Raw genomic sequence first — 16,252 nt, forward strand, 5'->3', positions numbered from 1 at the left:
GTAGATGGAACCGGTATCAACGTGCAAACTCTTCGGAGCCGTGAGGGCTGCGGCGGCAATGAAGAATACACTCCCTGTAATCCACGGTCCAAGGGGCTGCGGCTACCACATAAGGTACCTCCTGACTGCAAGGGGCGGCAAGAGGATAAGGATTGCATCAACAGAACTTGTTGAGGAAGATGTGGTCTTCGGGGCCTCAGATAAACTCAGGAGGACCCTCATGAACGCTGATGAAACCCACAACCCTGACCTCATGGTTGTCATGAGCTCCTGTGCAACGAGTATCATAGGAGAGGATATAAGGAGGGTTGCGGAGGAATCAGCAGGGGACCTGGGATCCGAAGTCATAACAGTAAGTGCAGGGGGCTTTGAATCAACACAGGGGGAGGGCTATGAGGAGGTGATGACAGCCCTCATCGAGAAGTTCTGCCTGGAAGGGGAGCCCCCCAGGGAACCCGGGGTTAACATTATAGGAGAGTTCCGCGGGGGCCCGGACCTGAGACACATAACCGGATCCCTGGAGATGATGGGTGTTTCAGTAAACTGCGTCCTCACCGCAGGGTGCACACTGGATGATGTGAGGAGGATACCATCTGCCCATCTGAACCTTTCCTTCTGCGACGTCTCGGGTATAGGACCATGCCGATTACTTGAGGAGAAGTTCGGGATCCCCTTCCACCACCATCCATTCCCCATGGGACTTTCAAATTCAAGGGAATTCTATGCCGGCATCCTCAGGTACTTCAGCATAGATTATCCCCTGGAGGAGGCCTACCATGATTTCATGGACGCCCTCATGGACAGGGCCGCTGAGCTTAAGGGCCTGAGGGCAGCCATTGTCTCAGGACCGACAAGGGCTGCTGCACTTGCAGGACTGTTATCAGAGCTTGGAATGGAAGTTGCGCTTGTTTCAATGGACATGATAGGTGAGTACACCCTGGAAAACCTTGGCCGTGTCCCCGGGTTCAGGTCACGGGTCCTTGTAGGCACGGATGTCTCAGATGTTGAGGATGCCCTCAGGGATGCTGAGCCAGATGTAATTGTAGGGGGCCTCGCCGAGACCTGTCTCTCAGAGGGCCTCAGGATGCCCCTTGTTGACGTGATGCATGGATCAGTACTCACGGCAGGCTTCCAGGGAGCCCTTAACGTGGCAGATAAAATCAGGGATGCGGTTTCATGTTCCAGGGGATGAATCTCTTCAAGGCCATTGACAGCCCAGTGAAAGGGTCCTGTGGATGATTATTAAATTTTTCAGTTATCATATCACAAAGTTTATATAATTCCAGAGGACTATTCTATTACAGACACTCTTGGAGGTTAAGTGATGTCAGAGGAAAATGTAGTATACATCGGAAACAAGCCTGTAATGAACTATGTTCTAGCCGTAGTGACTCAGATGAACGGTGGGACCAGTGAAGTAATCCTTAAAGCCCGTGGAAGAGCAATAAGCCGGGCTGTTGATGTTGCAGAGATTGTAAGAAACAGGTTCATACCAGATATACAGATAGAGAACATCGATATATGTACAGAGGAAATAATTGGTAACGAGGGAACCGCTACCAATGTTTCAGCGATAGAAATACAGCTCCGCAAGGATTAAGGATATAAAAGATGGAAGCCACTGGTTTCCATTTTTTATATTTTATTGTTAAGCCATTATCATCCTCTTTTCAGTTGCGCCACAGCCTTTCAGATCATCTGCTGATAATAGATCTCCCAACACCCCATTGGGGTTTACTGCAACCATGTCGGGAATGAAGGGGTTTCCCCACATTCAGGGGCTCTTTGGAATAACTATTTTTACATATGACTCTTTTCACTTTTATTGGAATTTTCAGTGACAGACATCCCTTAATAATAATTTTCAGTTATCTTCTGACATTTTAAAAAGCTATTTATGTCGGAAATTCCATAAAAATAGTTACAGAGTCCCTTAAGAAAAATAGGGGTTCTGTTTTAATGTTTTATGGGGGGATGAAAATTAGAGTTTTTAAGGCCGCCGGCTTAAAACCAGTCGGCTGGTGCCTGATGGCATTCCTGTTAGTTGTTCTTCTATCAGCAAACTCCTCTGCTGCAAGCAGGGGTGCTGCTGGAACAACTCTAACTGCTAATGTCACGGCAGATGCGAATTATGTGAGGGAATACTCCTGGGAGATAGATAAGAGTGTGACTCCAGATACCTGGAACATCTCCAGGGGGATTCAGCCACCTCAGAGTATACAATAAACGTCAACAGGACAGGTTACACTGACAGGGCGTGGATTGAGGGTAATGTGACGGTCTGCAATGGAGGTGAATTTGCAACCGAAAACCTTACGGTTCTACTTGAGCTACGTGATGGCTTACCTCCACCAAATGACCTTATAGGTACATACACCCTTGATCTATCCTCAAATCCGGTTTTAGACCCCGGTGAAGTGGGAGTATACCCCTACAGGATAGATCTTACACCGGAGCAGGTGCATGCAGGCGGGACATATAAGGTAACAGCGAATGTTAAAATAACCAACCATTCAGGGCACCTGGGAACACCCTTCGGCCCATCACCTTCAGCCACAACCATACTACCGGGAACACTGACACCTCTATATGAATGCATAAATGTGGATGACACTAATGGCGGTTCATGGATGTTCAGTGACTCAGGATCAGTTAAATATAATGTGACCTTCACCGAGAACGGAACCTACGTGAACACAGCAACAATAATGGAAACGGGTCAGAGTGCAAATGCAACAGTAACCGTGGTAATACAGGCCAGTCCCGTTGCACCACTTACAATCGGCTACTGGAAGACACATGCAGGGTTCAATGGAAACAATGATGATGTTGTGACAGAACTCCTCGGCACCGGAATCTGGCTGGGAACTCCGGGAGGCGAGGACAGCATCCTTGTAACCACCGCTGAACAGGCCTTCAGGATACTGCAGTTTAATGGAGCAGCATCTAACGGCATAAACAAGCTATATGCACAGTTACTTGCCGCGAAATTAAACATACTGAACGGGGCCTATGCAAGCGACGAGGTCCTTGACATGATTTCAGATGCTGATGAATTCCTTGCAACATACGATGCATCTAGCTGGACCAGCATTACAAAGCCAGAGAAGCAAGAGGTCCTCTCCTGGATGAGCATGCTTGATAAATACAATAATGGAATGTTATAACTGGCATTCCACTAAAATTTTATTTTTTCAGTTAAAGACTGCTGCTGATATTACAATAGGGAAATTATTTTTTTTACTTAGCCAGTTCTGGTATAGCTCCAATGAATCAGCGCCACATTTCCTTCAGGGATGATGCTCTTAATTCACTTGAACTGCAGTGTCTGCCTTACATGGAAACCCTCATCTCTGAATCTGCTGTAGAGAAATTCAACCCTTGAGATGGTTACCTTTATGATATTCAGGTCCACGGGAAGTTTATCAATTAAATCGGTGCCCAACCCCTTTAAAGCCAGCACTCCGGCCATATAATCTCTGCCATGAACAATCTCGGCGCTTCCTGTCAGCTGCATTCCTGCAAGGTTGTTCATGGAGGTGTAGTCCTCGTAGACGGCAACAGAAACCCTGCCGTTCATCAGGAGCCCCGCGAATTTCTCCCCGCCCTCACTGATAAGGTAGAGGCAGCCATCATGGTATGTGTATTCAATTGGCGTTGCCCTTGGCCATGACCCATGGCAGGTTGCAAGGGTGCATGTGTTGTGGGATCTTAGAAATTCTTCAACGTACTTTCTGAGTTCCTCATCACCCATATCCTTCATGAGGGAGTCCCGTATATCTTTGAGTTCAAGTCCAAATTCAATGACCTCCTCCGTGGATGTGAGGTCAGTATCCTTGAGTGGCATTCCTGTAAGAGCGGAAAATCTCCTCAGTTCCCCCAGATCTTCCTCTGAGAGTTCATCAAGGATCATGCGACCGCCAAGGCACCCTGAAATCAGCGGATCCCCATGAGTTCCTCAGCTTCTCTGAGGGCTCTGGCCCCATCCTCCATGCTCAGTGAGACCGAGAAGAGGGCCACAGGCTTTTCAGCGATCCAGGGTTTGTCCCTGATAAAATCAGTTATCTCGGGATGCAGTTTTCCCCTGTATACCCCGGAGCCCATGATGATGAATTCAAATTCCCTGTACTCATCCCTGAACTCTTCGGGGGTGCAGCACCTCGATGGGCCCAGTATCATCCCGAGCTTCCTGGCTATCTCTTCTGTTGAGCCATACACGCCTTTATAGACTATAAGGGTCCTTAACATTCTATCACCAGTCAAATGAAAAAAATAAAGGGTTATCTGCGCCTGGAGATGACTTTCCAGACGACAAGGATGACTCCTGCGACTGCAATGATTATGGCTGCCAGGTAGTACCCGAATACTGATGCGGGACCCTCTTCCTTTTCACTGTTCAGTGAGTAGATGTATCCGTTCTCAGTTGCAAAGTAGACGGTTTTACCGTACACCACGGGTGAGGAACTTACAGGCGAGTTGAAGAGATAGTAGCCGGGTGAATATGCCCATTCTTCCTTCCCGCTGTACTTGTTCAGTATGTAAAGGGTTCCATCATCTGATCCCACGGCTATCTTGCTGTCAAATATTGCAGGGGTTGATCTTACAGCGGCCCCTGTCCTGATGGACCATTTAAGTTTCCCGGTCCTTGTATCCAGGGATGTTATGTTCCCATCATCGGATCCTATGAATACACTGTTTTCCTCATCATCCACGGCTGGTGAGGAGCGTATCCTGTTCCCGAGGCTCTGCCTCCATACTATGCTCCCATCACCGGCTGAAAGCGCGTAGAGGGTTCCGTCATCAGATCCCACGTAAACCGTGTCGTTCCAGAATGCAGGGGATGATTGTACAGCGTCACCTGTTGTGTAGCTCCATAACTCCTCCCCGTTTTCATTGATGGCGTATATCTTTCCGTTGGATGATGCCACGTACACGGTCCCGTTCACTGGAGCAGGGGATGATTTAACAGCATCTCCTGTGTAGAATTCCCACTCTTTTGACCCGTTGTCGATGTCAACCGCGTAGAGTCTGCAGTCATCTGAGCCAACATAGACTGTGTCATTGGTAACTGCAGGTGAGGACTCTATACTGTTACCTGTCTTGAACTTCCATTTAAGGTCCCCGGTATCTGTTTCGATGGCGTAGAGGTAACCATCCATGGAACCCACAAATACCGTGCCATTCAGAACTGCTGGTGATGAAATTATGGCTCCACTTGTCTTATAGCTCCATATAACACTTCCGGTCTCAAGGTTGATGGCGTAGAGCTTCCCGTCAATGGAACCGATGTACGCCACCTTGTTGAAGATGGCCGGCGATGATTTCACGCCACCAATCTGCAGGTACCATGTGCTGGCTGAAAAATCGCTTGGCTCCTCAGCAAAACCTGTGTGCTGGAGGTTGCCATGAAAGACCGTCCAGTCAGCTGCTGAGACAGGACTCAGAATCATTCCAAGGGCCATGAAGACCATTATGAGATTTTTGATTTTCATGCTATCACCTAAATATCTCTATTGAATCTTGTAACTCCCATTGAAAAGAAGAGGAGCGTGAAACCTGCAAGTACAAGGATATCCACCCATATGCTGCCGACACCGGCCCCCCTGAGCATGACTGAACGGAGGGCGTCATTTGCATAGGTGAGGGGTACGATGTAGGCAATCTTCTGGAATATCCATGGCATTGTTTCTATGGGATAGAATACCCCTGATACAAACATCATGGGCATGGCGAAGGGCATCACCATCTGCATGTAGTCCTCCTGGGTCGCCACCCTCGCCGATATCATTATCCCGAAGCCAACAAAGCAGAGGGCTGTTAGTATAAGGAGGAGTACTGTGAGGAGCATGCTGCCATTTATGGTGATCCCGAAGAGGGCTATGGCAACAAGGAGGAGTAGAAACGCCCTTCCACTTTCTATTACCAGTTTTGAGATTATCTTCCCGCCAACAACCGTTGAAACACTTGTTGGGGTCATGAACAGTCTTGCAAGTTCACCCCTCTCCCTCTCACCTGCAATGGACTGGCCCATTCCAAACATGCATGAGAACATTATGGTCATTGCAAGGACAGCAGGCACAAGGAAGTCCATGTACTTGATATCCCCGTATATCCTGTCTATCTGGAGGTTTATAGCATTCACCATACTCTGGAAACTCTCTCCGGGTCCTGAAGCACTTCCAGCTGCAGGGTTCATGCCGCCGCCCTGCATTTTTTCAATGGCTAGCTGTCCTGAAAGCCTGCTGAAGAGGGCCTGGGTTGCGGGTACCAGGGCCTGACTGGCCAGCTGATCCGAGGAGTCGAGGTACATTACAACAGTCGGCTCTTCACTCATGCTGTCATAGTTTGGAGGGAGTATTATGGCGGCCTTCACCTGACCCGTGTCCACCATGTCCCTTGCAGTGTCAGGATCCTTCAGAATATCCTTTATATCGTAGAGGTTCATGTTCTTCATGGCAGCGACCGTCTGGTCTGTCAGGGGGCCGCTGCTCTGTTCAACAATCACCACAGGGATGTTCTCCAGTGTCCCTCCAAGCCCGTACCCGAAAAGGGTTATCATGAGTATCGGGAACAGGATAAGGGAGATAAGGCGGGGTTTGTGCCTCCAGAGGACTATCAGGTCCTTTTTAAGCATCCACATTACCTTTTTCATTTCCATTTCCTACCCTCCGGTAACCTTTATAAACACATCCTCCAGTGATGGGTCCCTGGTGGATATTGAAGTTATACGGGCGTTGTTCCTTAGGAGAGCCATGAGGACTTCGTTTATGGCTGTTTCACATTTCTCGTCAAGTTCAAGGATTACCCTGCCTGTGCGGTGCTTCCTGACCTCCAATGTAACCGGGAGGGATTCAAGTTCAGATAGAAGGTCGTCTGTGAGGTTTGTTATCAGCATGCTTATCTCGGTACCCCTGCAGACCCCCCCTTTTTTCCCTGTTTCTCCGGGTTCAGCACTTTCCTGTTCAATCTTATCAAGGATTCCTGTGATTTCACGGGCCTTCACGGATTCTTCTTCCATTATAAGGGTGTCCTTCAGGCCCTGGGGGGTGTCGAAGGCCGCAAGGACCCCCTGATTTATGATGCCCACGTAGTCGCATAGCAGTTCCACCTCGTACATGTCATGGGAGCAGAGTATTATGGTATGGCCGCTGCTGTTGAGTTCATCAATGAGGTTCCAGAGCACCCTCTTGGTTGTCGGGTCAAGCCCTATGGTGGGTTCGTCAAGGAAGAGGATGTCTGGCTGGTGTATGAGGCTTGCAACAAGGGATACCTTCTGCTGCTGTCCCCCTGAGAGCTGGCCAACAGGTTTGTCTGCAGCGTACTTTATATCCACCAGTTCCATCAGATCATCTATCCGGGTCTCCCTGAGATCCTGGGGCATACCATAGAAGTCAGCGCACATTTCAACGTTCTCCCTGGCTGTGAGGTCCATGTAGAGGCTGACCTTCTGGGGCACCATACCTATCTTCTGCCTCACCTCGTCGGGGGATTCCAGCACGTCGTGGCCTGCCACCCTGGCGGTGCCTGATGTTGGGGGTATGAGGCAGGTTAGCATCTTTATGGTGGTTGTTTTACCGGCACCGTTGGGGCCCAGGAACCCGAATATGGAGTTTTTCTTTATCTTCATGTTGAGACTGTCAACTGCAGTGAAGTCCCCGTAGGTTTTTGTAAGGTCAAAGGTTTCGATTGCATATTTCATTCTTCACCCTCCCCATCCCTTTCAGATGGGAAAATATCCCTCCAGAAGTCCTCCCAGATCTTTGAGACGTGTTTTTCCATTATATCCCTTATACGATCAATGGTGGCTTCTCCCAGGGGGGTTATCTCGTAGTACTTCACCCTTTTTTCTCCGTGCATCTCCCAGCTCCCCTTTATGAGGCCCTTCTTCTCAAGGTCATGGAGCACAGGGTAGACAACGCTCGGGCCCGGTGGTTTGATCCGGCAGTGGGCGCCCTCAAGGGAGTAGAACTTCTCCAGGCGTCTCATTATCTCATAGCCATGGATTTTCTCCTTACTTATCATCCAGAGGATCATTGTCTTTCCAAATCCCCTCATGAAGCTCTTTATTATCTTTTCATCAAACTTCCGAGCTTCTCTGTCAGAGGGTGCTGTTTCATTCTCCAACCCTAACATCTCCAGATTTTGATATATCGATTTAATGATATATCATGAGTTATATATAATTTTCGGTGCAGCTTATGGATACATGAACTGTACTCATTCACAGATTTAAGGAAATAGGCGGGATATTTAACTTCAAAATTTTAAAAAACCTTCAATAATGGCTTTTACTGGTTCTTCAGGGTCATTATGGGATCAGCATGGAAAAACTGATAAATGTTGATGATAGAACATGATTACGTGATCAGATATGAAGCTCGGGTTTTCAACACTGGCGCTCTTCATGAAATCCCTTGAGGATATGCTTGAGACCGCCGAAAGGGATGGATTTCAGCTTATAGAGGTCCTCTGTGAGGGTCCTTACTGGCCCAGGAGGCTGATGGAGGATGGATTTTCAGCCGAGATAGTTGAGTCCTATGATGTGGAGGTGCTGCTCCATGCACCAACCATAGACCTTAACCCTGGAAGCATGAACCCGGGGGTGAGGGAGGAGACAAGGAGGCAGATGCTGGAGACAATTGAACTGGCATCCATGATGGGCGCAACAACCGTCACAACCCACCCTGGAGTGGTGCACAGGAAGGAGGAGAGGATAAGGAACTTTGCACTGGAAATGGCCATCGATAACATCAGGGAATGCGCAGGGTATGCTGAGGATAAGGGTGTTAAACTTTCTGTTGAAAACATGCCTGGAAGGTTTTCATACCTCTGCAACACCCCCAGTGAACACCAGGACTTTGTTGAGAAATGCGGATGCCATGCAACAGTTGATATTGGCCATGCAAATACCACGGGGTTCCTTGAGGATTTCCTTGAAATAAGGAGGACCACCCACTATCATCTTAGTGACAACAATGGGGTCAGGGACCAGCACCTCCCCCTCGGCGAGGGAACCCTTAAACTGGGCCTCCTAAAATCAGTTCACAGGGGCGTTATAGAACTCAACAGCTATGAGGGTGTCCTTAAGAGCAGGAGGATCATTGAAAGATCCATCATGAATGAGGGGACTGTTTAATGCTGATGAAAAAGAATCTTATCGAGGGACTTACTGTTGGAATCTTCGCCATTGCCATGACCCTCCTTGTCCTGACCATCGAGTTACCAGGTAACATTACAGCGGAATCATCAATGGAGACCCACATCTCTTCGCTGGCACCCCAGCTCTTCACCTATGCCCTGAGCTTCATTCTCCTGGGAGTGTTCTGGCGGTTAACCACATACACCTTGAGAAGGTTAAAGGTGCTGACACAGGGGTTCTCTGGATAAACCTGCTCTGGCTCATGTTCGTGGCCCTGGTCTCCTTTTCAACCGAGCTCATTGGGAACAGCAAAGGCCTTGCAGCATCAAACATGTTCTTCCATGTGAACATGTTCATCATAGGGGTCCTTTTAACACTGAACTGGTTCTACTCATATCACAGGGGACTTCTGAGTGTTGAAATGAAATTTTACAGGGATTCATTCATCAAAAACCTTTTAATGCCTGTTGCGGCTTTACTGGCAATGGCGGTAACCCCCTTCTTCCCTGATCAGAGCTCCCTCTGCTACCTGATAATAATTCTGAAGCGATTCCTCTAGGTTAGGGTCTCATGTAGGCCCAGCCATCAGCCTGTCACCTTACTATTTCCCTGGCACCTGATGGAACGGCCTCAACACCATCCAGGAGGTCCTCAGGACCTATGCCCATCCCCTTTGAGGGTGTTTGAGCAGGCCGCGAATTTCACTCCCCTATCCATGAGCATCTTAATGGTATCTGAATACCCTGAGTTCCTTCTTAGCGGATTCACACCTGAAGCATAGGCCACCAGTTCAACCTCCACATCTACAAGGTCAGCAATAAGGTTTCTTATATTGTTCAGTGCAAGACTGACCCTCATGTCATCGTCCTCATCAAGGTGGAACACGACACGGTACTTCATCACAAACCACCATTTATACTGCTGTTATGCTGCCATTAATTTCAGATTCAACAGGACTCTTCCTCTCCACGTATTCAATTAGAGCATCAACGGCCCTTAAATCGGAGGCTGAGTGGTTTTCACCATAAACATCAGGAACGCCCTGTGATGTAACATAGACGGCCCTGTACCTCCCTGAGGGGTCCATGGATTTCCCATTTATGAATATCTTCTGTATCCGGGCCCCGGGAGGGTTTTCTATCTTGAAGTAGATCTCCATACCCATGAACCTTTTAAGGTAACCTCCCATCTGGTTGTATGGATTCCTTGAAAAGGTCAGCTCTATGTTCTCCTCCATCATATTCCATATTTCCCTTCCAGTAAGCTCCACACTGGATACCGGGGGATTGGTGGGTATGATGTTCCAGAGGTCCTCAACTTTAATGTCTCCTGGAGGCACCGGAGCCCCGTAACGCCAACCATTTGAGAATGCAACGTCAAATTCTCCCGTCGCCATTATTGACTTAAGTAGAATGTTATCCATGGTTGACTCCATTATCGTGTAACGGTTGAGATGGGTGCTGGTTGAGCCAACCACCCTTTCAAGGTAATCACTGTCCTTTTCAGTCGCCTTCAGGACCAGTTCTTCAGTGTCAGGGTCGGGTTCGCCCTTCACCTTTATCAGTTCATGTCTTTGTATTCGTATTCGATTTGAGGGTCTTCTTCTGTGGTTCGCCCTTCACCTTTATCAGTTCATGTCTGACTAGTGCATGTACTCAGTGGATATCAGTGGCGGGGGTTCGCCCTTCACCTTTATCAGTTCATGTCTGAATCTCCGGACGCCACCATCAACTTCAAGGTCAAGGCGCCCCACAAATGACCCGTGGCATCCTGACTGGATTATTATGGTGTCCCCCACAATGAAGGGTTTCTCCAGCCTGTTGTGGGTGTGGGCGCTCAGAAGCACGTCCACACCATCTACATCGGATGCCAGCTGACATTCCTGTGGAAAACCCAGATGGGATATCAGGACAATGAGATCCACCCTTTCCTGGTTCCTGAGGACTTCAATCCAGTATGGAAGTTCATCAAGGCCAAGGGTGAATTCAAGGCCCCTGCTGAACCATGGGGGCATCACCTTATCCACTATGTTGGATGCTATTCCGATTACACCAACTGAAGGTCACCCACATCCAGGATACGGTATGGTTTAAAAACCAGCTTACTGGTCCCCTTATAATAGCAGTTCACAGCCAGAACAGGGTAATTAAGCTTTTCTGAGAGTTTAATGAAGTTTTCAGGTCCATATGCAAATTCCCAGTGGGCTGTCATGGCATCGAATCCCATCTCATTCAGCACAGGTAACATTGCGGAGCCCTGACTCCTCACGGCATGGTATGTGCCATGGAGGGTGTCACCGCAGTCAAGGAGAAGGGTGTTCCCCTCATCACGGATCCGGTTGAGGATACCTGCAATGTGATGATAACCACCAAGGGTCTCGTACCTCACACTCCCACCCTCCCAGAAGAGTTCAGGGTGGGGTTTCAGGTATCCATGGGTATCATTCACCTGAACTATGCTTATATCAGCCATAAATCACCCCCCAATAGTTTTTATAAGGCAGTTTAAGGGATCGGCTAGAAATCTATATCCAAGAGGTCCATTATGTTCACTATTATATGGTCGGCGGCATCAAAGACTCTCGGGGGCACGTCTTCATTCTGCTGAAGGGTTAAAACACCAACATCGGCTTCTCTGAGGGCCAGGATATCGTTGGGTCCGTTGCCAACCATCATAACCTTGCTGTACCTTTCCTTGAGTCCTCGTATTATCCTTGCCTTCCCTTCAGTATCGGCTGTTCCAAAGACGTTCTCTTTGGGGATGCCGATCACCCTTGCAAGTTCCCTCAGTGAACCCTGCCTGTCCCCTGATGCAACGTAGATGTCAATATCCCTCATTTTGAGTTCCTCTATGACAGCAGGGACCTCCGGGAATAGTTTTCCCCCGGCGGTTATGGTGAACTCCACGGTATTTCTGTCAAGGTTGACGATGAATCCTGAGCCACTGCATATCTGTATGTTGTAGTCCTTCTCAACAACGGCCCTTATGGTGTCCTGTATGTCCCTCACGGTTGCAGGGTCCCCCCTGAGTATTCTGAGGATGTCTTCCCTGCTGGCATCCCCGCTGGAGTAGCTGATATCAAATCTTATCCGATTTCTTGTGATGAACTCGTAGATTGTCTGATCACCCCTGGCATTGATTATACATTCTGATGGATCCGTCTGAAGTACAACAAGGGCCCTCCTGTAACTGTAATCCACCAGGTCCAGTGAATTCATGTAATCACAGATCTCACCTGTTTTAAGGTTCTTAAGGGCCCTGTATCTCTTTATAAGTGTCCCTGAGTTATCAAAAACAACCGCCTTCATCATAACCAGTTATGTCTTCAGTTCCATATTAATCCTGCAGTTTTACTGCGGGGGCCGGGATTCTGTGTGGTTGAGGTCTGCATCGTTCAGTTTTCAGCATGTTCATGCATCAGGGGGGTGATTCATTGCGCGGCAAGGGATAGAACACCCTTCACTGTGAAGTATGGTCCTGCAATTATGCAGCAATGGAAAGGACACCTTTCAATGCGAAGTACAGTCCTGCAATGACTATGAAACCATTACATACCACCATCAGGACCCTGTAGGCTATGGAGCCGGTGTCGAAGGATTTTCTTGATGATAGGAATGAAACGGTGCTGTACCATCCAATATCGGCCAGCCAGTGACCTGCAAGAAAGCCCAGAATCCCCAGGAAACCCGCCATCTCAACCCCCCTGTACATGAGGGCGGCTCCAACGGCCCCCCACCATATGAAAAAGTACGGGTTTGAGTAGCTGATAACAAGTCCCTTGAGGAAGGACCCCCCTTCATCTGAACCTTCGGTTTTAATATCGGATCGCCTTAGACCCATGGCACCCATCCATATGAGCACAGATCCTCCAACAAGTCCTGTGAGGGATGATGCGGCTTCAGAGGAGAGGATGTATCCAAGGCCGAGGAATATGAGGGCAACTATGATGACCTCTCCGATTATGTGTCCCGTAATTAGCGATGATCCTGCCCTGAAACCCCTCTGAACTGAATCAGACACCGTGACCGTTAGAAGGGGGCCTGGGGCAACTGCACCTGAGAGCCCGATTAAAAATGAGGTTAACGTGAAAAGAAGGAGTTCGGTCATAATATCAGTTGTACTGGTTGAGTATCTTCATGATCTCTGTCAGGTGATAGTCTATTTTCTCGATCTCTTCCTTCCTGAAGGATCTTGTCCTGCTGAGTATCCTCATCCTCTCAAATACATGGTCCATCCTGTTGAGGAGTTCGTTCATATACGTCCTGGTGGGGTACATGGTATCACAGCTCCATTAAGAGTTATGGTGATACAACTATAAAACCCTGCACATCTGCGGGATGGACCCTATGCCCATTAACCTCATCCAACCATAGGGCCATGCATCCCTTATGACCGCTTTCTGGCCCTGAAATTTAGAGCATCATCTGAGGTCTATTAACAGTCCCTGCATCCAATAGAGCTTATCATCATCCCTGAATCAATGAGTGAGATAACAAGAGAGGATGTGGGTGTTCATGGAGACTTATCATCATCCCTGAAGATCTATTTCAACACCCCTACCCTCTTCCACGGCCCTTTCATAGACCATCCATGCGGATACAACGTCCTGAAGGGAGAGCTCGGTTGAATCAAAGACTGTTATATCATCATCTGACGTTCTCCCCTGTATTCTCCCGGTTATAACATCACTTATGGTCCCCTGGAGGTCATCCTCTCCCAGTATGCCCATCTTGAGGGGAACGTTTATCTCCCCGCTGTGGGATGCCTGCTCCCAGTTATCATAGAAAACCCTTGCACTGATGAGAATCTCCGGATCAAGTTCCTGTTTCCCGGGGGCGTCGGCACCCATTGCACAGATATGTGTACCAGGGGACACCCATTCAGCCTTCACCACAGGTTCCCTTGAGGGGGTTACCGTCACCACAATATCCATACCCCTCACAGCTTCCTCCGGACTTGAAGCAGCCCTCACAAGAACTTCAAAGGTCTTTGAAGCCTTATAAGCAAATTTTTCACGGTTTTCAGGTGTTCTGCAGTATACATACACCTCTTCAAGGTCAACAACCCGCTCTATCGCCATCAGCTGGGTCCAGGCCTGTCTACCGGCACCCACTATTCTAAGTGTACCGGAGTCCTTCCTTGCAAGGTACCTGACTGAAACGCCACCAGCGGCACCCGTCCTCATATCAGTTATATATGTCCCGTCCATGAGGGCAATGGGGAATCCGGTTTCAGGGTCCACAAGTTCTATAACCGCCATGACGGTTGGCAGCGAGTACCTCCCCGGGTTTGAGGGGTGGACATTCACACACTTCACACCTGCCATTTCGAATTCCTCAAGGTAGGATGGCATGATCCGCAGATCACCCCCATACCTCCTGAAGAAAAGATAATTCTTTGGGGGCATCTGAACCTTCCCGAGGGCATCCTGGATAAAGGCGGTTTCAACGGCCTTCAAACAGTCATCCATGCTCAGGAGATCCTCAACATGGCTCTTTTTAAGTATAACAGTTTTTTCCATCAGCTCACCTGTCATGATAATAATATTCTCTTCCAGAGTCCCATCATTATTATTACTCCATCTTCACATTTATTAGTGTTGAAAATGAAATTACCATTAAGGCATTCCAGGGACTGAAAATCAAATCACCCTGATGGTGTAGCCTCGGCGGATTCACGGTTTCGAGGACCGCCTGAATGCTCATCTGATCATAAGTTCACTCCGGAATTACAGGTGTTAACCATGGATATTGTTGAGAAGGTTGAGATGGTTAAGAATCATGATGTCACTGCACTGGAAAACCTTGAAGGCTTCCTAAAGACGGTGGAGGCGAGGAATGAAGATATCAACGCCTTCATAGAGATTAACACTGATGAGGCCATAAGAAGGGCAGAGGAGATCGATTCAAGGATAAAGAGGGGGGAGAAGACAGGAAGGCTTGCGGGACTCGTTATAGGGGTTAAGAGCAACATAAACGTCCAGGACTTCACGGTGTCTGCAGCATCAAAGACCCTGGAAAATTACAGGGGAAGCTATGATGCCACCGTCATAAAACGCATGAAGCAAGAGGATGCCGTGATAATAGGGATGACCAACATGGATGAATTCGCAGCCGGAAGCTCAACCGAAACATCCTTCTTCGGCCCTACAGATAACCCGGCAGCACCTGGACGGATCCCTGGAGGTTCAAGCGGAGGAAGCGCCGCTGCAGTGGCTGCAGAGATGTGTGACATTGCACTCGGTTCAGACACCGGAGGATCGATAAGGAACCCGGCATCCCACTGCGGAGTCATGGGATTCAAACCCACCTATGGCCTGGTATCAAGGCAGGGCCTCCTTGACCTTGCAATGAGCCTTGACCAGATAGGGCCCCTCGCAGCCGATGTATCAGGCATAAAACTTGCACTTGAGGTTATATCTGGCCATGACCCTGCCGACCCCACAACAATCGACGGAGCCGCTGACCTTGAAGCCGACCTTAAACTCGATGAGATGAAATTTGGAGTCGTTAAGGAATTCTTTGAGGTTACAGATGACTCCATAGATCGTATAATCCAGGATAAGCTTGGAGTCATAGAGGATGAGGGTGCGGAGATAGTTGAACTGGAATTCAGCCACATAGACCTCTGCCTGCCAACATACTACCTTATAAATTACGTTGAATTCTTCTCTGCAACAAGGAAGTATGATGGGAGGAAGTACGGCCACAGGATAGAGGATGTCTGCGGCCCCGAGGTCCTCAGGAGAATCCATATGGGATCCTACATAAGCCAGAAGGAACTATCCGGCAGGTACTATAAGAGGGCCCTGCAGGCAAGGTCACTTATAAGAAGGGAGATACAGAGGATACTCAGGGACGTTGATGTTATACTCGGCCCAACGGTTCCAAAACTCCCCCACAGTCTCGGAGAGGAACTTGAACCAATGGAGATGTATGCATATGACGTCCTCACGGTGATAGCCAACCTTGCAGGGATACCCGCCGCCAGCATGATGGCAGGTACGGTGAAGGGCGTGCCTGTGGGACTTCAGCTCCAGGCAAAACCAGGGGATGATGCTAGGATCCTTGCTGCAATGAGGGAGATCGCAGAACTTAACTGATACATGAGTGT

The 16,252-nt window shown here is 48.6% G+C and carries 22 protein-coding genes; 8 read left to right on the top strand and 14 right to left on the bottom strand.

Annotated elements, in window-relative coordinates:
- The first annotated feature begins 4 nt into the window (after positions 1 to 4).
- From N5910_RS00140 to N5910_RS00155, 4 genes are all read left to right on the top strand, one after another.
- A complete protein-coding gene (locus tag N5910_RS00140; RefSeq protein WP_261599613.1) occupies positions 5 to 1,192 on the top strand; it encodes a nitrogenase component 1 in 1,188 nt (395 codons plus the stop codon).
- A gap of 132 nt (positions 1,193 to 1,324) precedes the next feature.
- On the top strand, positions 1,325 to 1,600 hold the full coding sequence (gene albA / locus N5910_RS00145; protein ID WP_013294904.1) for a DNA-binding protein Alba: 276 nt from the start codon (positions 1,325 to 1,327) through the stop codon (positions 1,598 to 1,600).
- A gap of 374 nt (positions 1,601 to 1,974) precedes the next feature.
- The gene (locus N5910_RS00150) at positions 1,975 to 2,226 is read left to right on the top strand and encodes a hypothetical protein (RefSeq protein ID WP_261599614.1); all 252 of its coding nucleotides are present in this window, start codon (positions 1,975 to 1,977) and stop codon (positions 2,224 to 2,226) included.
- 47 nt (positions 2,227 to 2,273) lie between these two features.
- Positions 2,274 to 3,167, top strand: coding sequence for a hypothetical protein (locus N5910_RS00155; RefSeq protein ID WP_261599615.1), 894 nt, complete (start codon positions 2,274 to 2,276; stop codon positions 3,165 to 3,167).
- Positions 3,168 to 3,310: 143 nt separating this feature from the next.
- On the opposite strand, the gene N5910_RS00160 is transcribed toward N5910_RS00155, so the two are convergent.
- The 6 genes from N5910_RS00160 to N5910_RS00185 are packed head-to-tail and all read right to left on the bottom strand — an operon-like array spanning position 3,311 to position 8,133.
- On the bottom strand, positions 3,311 to 3,913 hold the full coding sequence (locus N5910_RS00160; protein WP_238337912.1) for a pyridoxamine 5'-phosphate oxidase family protein: 603 nt from the start codon (positions 3,911 to 3,913) through the stop codon (positions 3,311 to 3,313).
- 23 nt (positions 3,914 to 3,936) lie between these two features.
- Positions 3,937 to 4,248, bottom strand: a complete 312-nt coding sequence (locus N5910_RS00165; RefSeq protein WP_261599616.1) for a flavodoxin domain-containing protein — start codon at positions 4,246 to 4,248, stop codon at positions 3,937 to 3,939.
- Positions 4,249 to 4,280: 32 nt separating this feature from the next.
- The gene (locus N5910_RS00170; RefSeq protein ID WP_074358234.1) at positions 4,281 to 5,492 is read right to left on the bottom strand and encodes an outer membrane protein assembly factor BamB family protein; all 1,212 of its coding nucleotides are present in this window, start codon (positions 5,490 to 5,492) and stop codon (positions 4,281 to 4,283) included.
- 8 nt (positions 5,493 to 5,500) lie between these two features.
- The gene (locus tag N5910_RS00175) at positions 5,501 to 6,658 is read right to left on the bottom strand and encodes an ABC transporter permease (RefSeq protein WP_074358235.1); all 1,158 of its coding nucleotides are present in this window, start codon (positions 6,656 to 6,658) and stop codon (positions 5,501 to 5,503) included.
- 3 nt (positions 6,659 to 6,661) lie between these two features.
- Entirely contained in the window at positions 6,662 to 7,699 is a 1,038-nt protein-coding gene (locus N5910_RS00180) for an ATP-binding cassette domain-containing protein (protein WP_261599617.1), read from the bottom strand.
- On the bottom strand, positions 7,696 to 8,133 hold the full coding sequence (locus N5910_RS00185; protein WP_074358237.1) for a PadR family transcriptional regulator: 438 nt from the start codon (positions 8,131 to 8,133) through the stop codon (positions 7,696 to 7,698). Before N5910_RS00185 ends, N5910_RS00180 begins: the two co-directional genes overlap by 4 nt.
- 238 nt (positions 8,134 to 8,371) lie before the next feature.
- Here N5910_RS00185 and N5910_RS00190 point away from each other — a divergent pair, with 238 nt between their 5' ends.
- Genes N5910_RS00190 through N5910_RS00200 form a run of 3 tightly spaced genes read left to right on the top strand, consistent with a single transcriptional unit; the run spans position 8,372 to position 9,698 of the window.
- Positions 8,372 to 9,136 carry a sugar phosphate isomerase/epimerase family protein gene (locus N5910_RS00190; protein WP_074358238.1) on the top strand — a complete coding sequence of 255 codons (765 nt, stop codon included), beginning with the start codon at positions 8,372 to 8,374 and terminating at the stop codon, positions 9,134 to 9,136.
- 5 nt (positions 9,137 to 9,141) lie between these two features.
- A complete protein-coding gene (locus N5910_RS00195) occupies positions 9,142 to 9,387 on the top strand; it encodes a TMEM175 family protein (protein WP_191216291.1) in 246 nt (81 codons plus the stop codon).
- Positions 9,388 to 9,401: 14 nt separating this feature from the next.
- A complete protein-coding gene (locus N5910_RS00200) occupies positions 9,402 to 9,698 on the top strand; it encodes a hypothetical protein (RefSeq protein ID WP_084531089.1) in 297 nt (98 codons plus the stop codon).
- Between the two features lie 92 nt (positions 9,699 to 9,790).
- Here the strand turns inward: N5910_RS00200 and N5910_RS00205 are convergent, their stop codons facing one another.
- From N5910_RS00205 to ala, 8 genes are all read right to left on the bottom strand, one after another.
- Positions 9,791 to 10,039 carry a DsrE family protein gene (locus N5910_RS00205; RefSeq protein WP_074358239.1) on the bottom strand — a complete coding sequence of 83 codons (249 nt, stop codon included), beginning with the start codon at positions 10,037 to 10,039 and terminating at the stop codon, positions 9,791 to 9,793.
- Between the two features lie 13 nt (positions 10,040 to 10,052).
- On the bottom strand, positions 10,053 to 10,694 hold the full coding sequence (locus N5910_RS00210; protein WP_435114811.1) for a 5'-nucleotidase C-terminal domain-containing protein: 642 nt from the start codon (positions 10,692 to 10,694) through the stop codon (positions 10,053 to 10,055).
- A gap of 87 nt (positions 10,695 to 10,781) precedes the next feature.
- Positions 10,782 to 11,153: a hypothetical protein gene (locus N5910_RS09515; protein WP_435114810.1), complete on the bottom strand. Its 372-nt coding sequence runs from the start codon at positions 11,151 to 11,153 to the stop codon at positions 10,782 to 10,784.
- A 32-nt stretch (positions 11,154 to 11,185) separates the two neighbouring features.
- A complete protein-coding gene (locus tag N5910_RS00220; protein WP_261599620.1) occupies positions 11,186 to 11,611 on the bottom strand; it encodes a metallophosphoesterase family protein in 426 nt (141 codons plus the stop codon).
- Positions 11,612 to 11,655: 44 nt separating this feature from the next.
- Entirely contained in the window at positions 11,656 to 12,447 is a 792-nt protein-coding gene (locus N5910_RS00225) for an HAD family hydrolase (RefSeq protein ID WP_084531304.1), read from the bottom strand.
- A gap of 175 nt (positions 12,448 to 12,622) precedes the next feature.
- Complete coding sequence (locus N5910_RS00230; protein ID WP_191216292.1) at positions 12,623 to 13,246, bottom strand: LysE family transporter; 624 nt, start codon at positions 13,244 to 13,246, stop codon at positions 12,623 to 12,625.
- Positions 13,247 to 13,250: 4 nt separating this feature from the next.
- Complete coding sequence (locus N5910_RS00235) at positions 13,251 to 13,415, bottom strand: hypothetical protein (RefSeq protein ID WP_191216293.1); 165 nt, start codon at positions 13,413 to 13,415, stop codon at positions 13,251 to 13,253.
- Positions 13,416 to 13,667: 252 nt separating this feature from the next.
- A complete protein-coding gene (gene ala / locus N5910_RS00240; RefSeq protein ID WP_261599621.1) occupies positions 13,668 to 14,660 on the bottom strand; it encodes an alanine dehydrogenase in 993 nt (330 codons plus the stop codon).
- 222 nt (positions 14,661 to 14,882) lie between these two features.
- Between ala and gatA the strand changes: the two genes are divergently transcribed.
- Entirely contained in the window at positions 14,883 to 16,241 is a 1,359-nt protein-coding gene (gene gatA / locus N5910_RS00245) for an Asp-tRNA(Asn)/Glu-tRNA(Gln) amidotransferase subunit GatA (protein ID WP_261599622.1), read from the top strand.
- Positions 16,242 to 16,252 lie beyond the last annotated feature (11 nt).

This window comes from Methanothermobacter wolfeii (assembly GCF_025397995.1).
GTDB lineage: Archaea > Methanobacteriota > Methanobacteria > Methanobacteriales > Methanothermobacteraceae > Methanothermobacter > Methanothermobacter wolfei.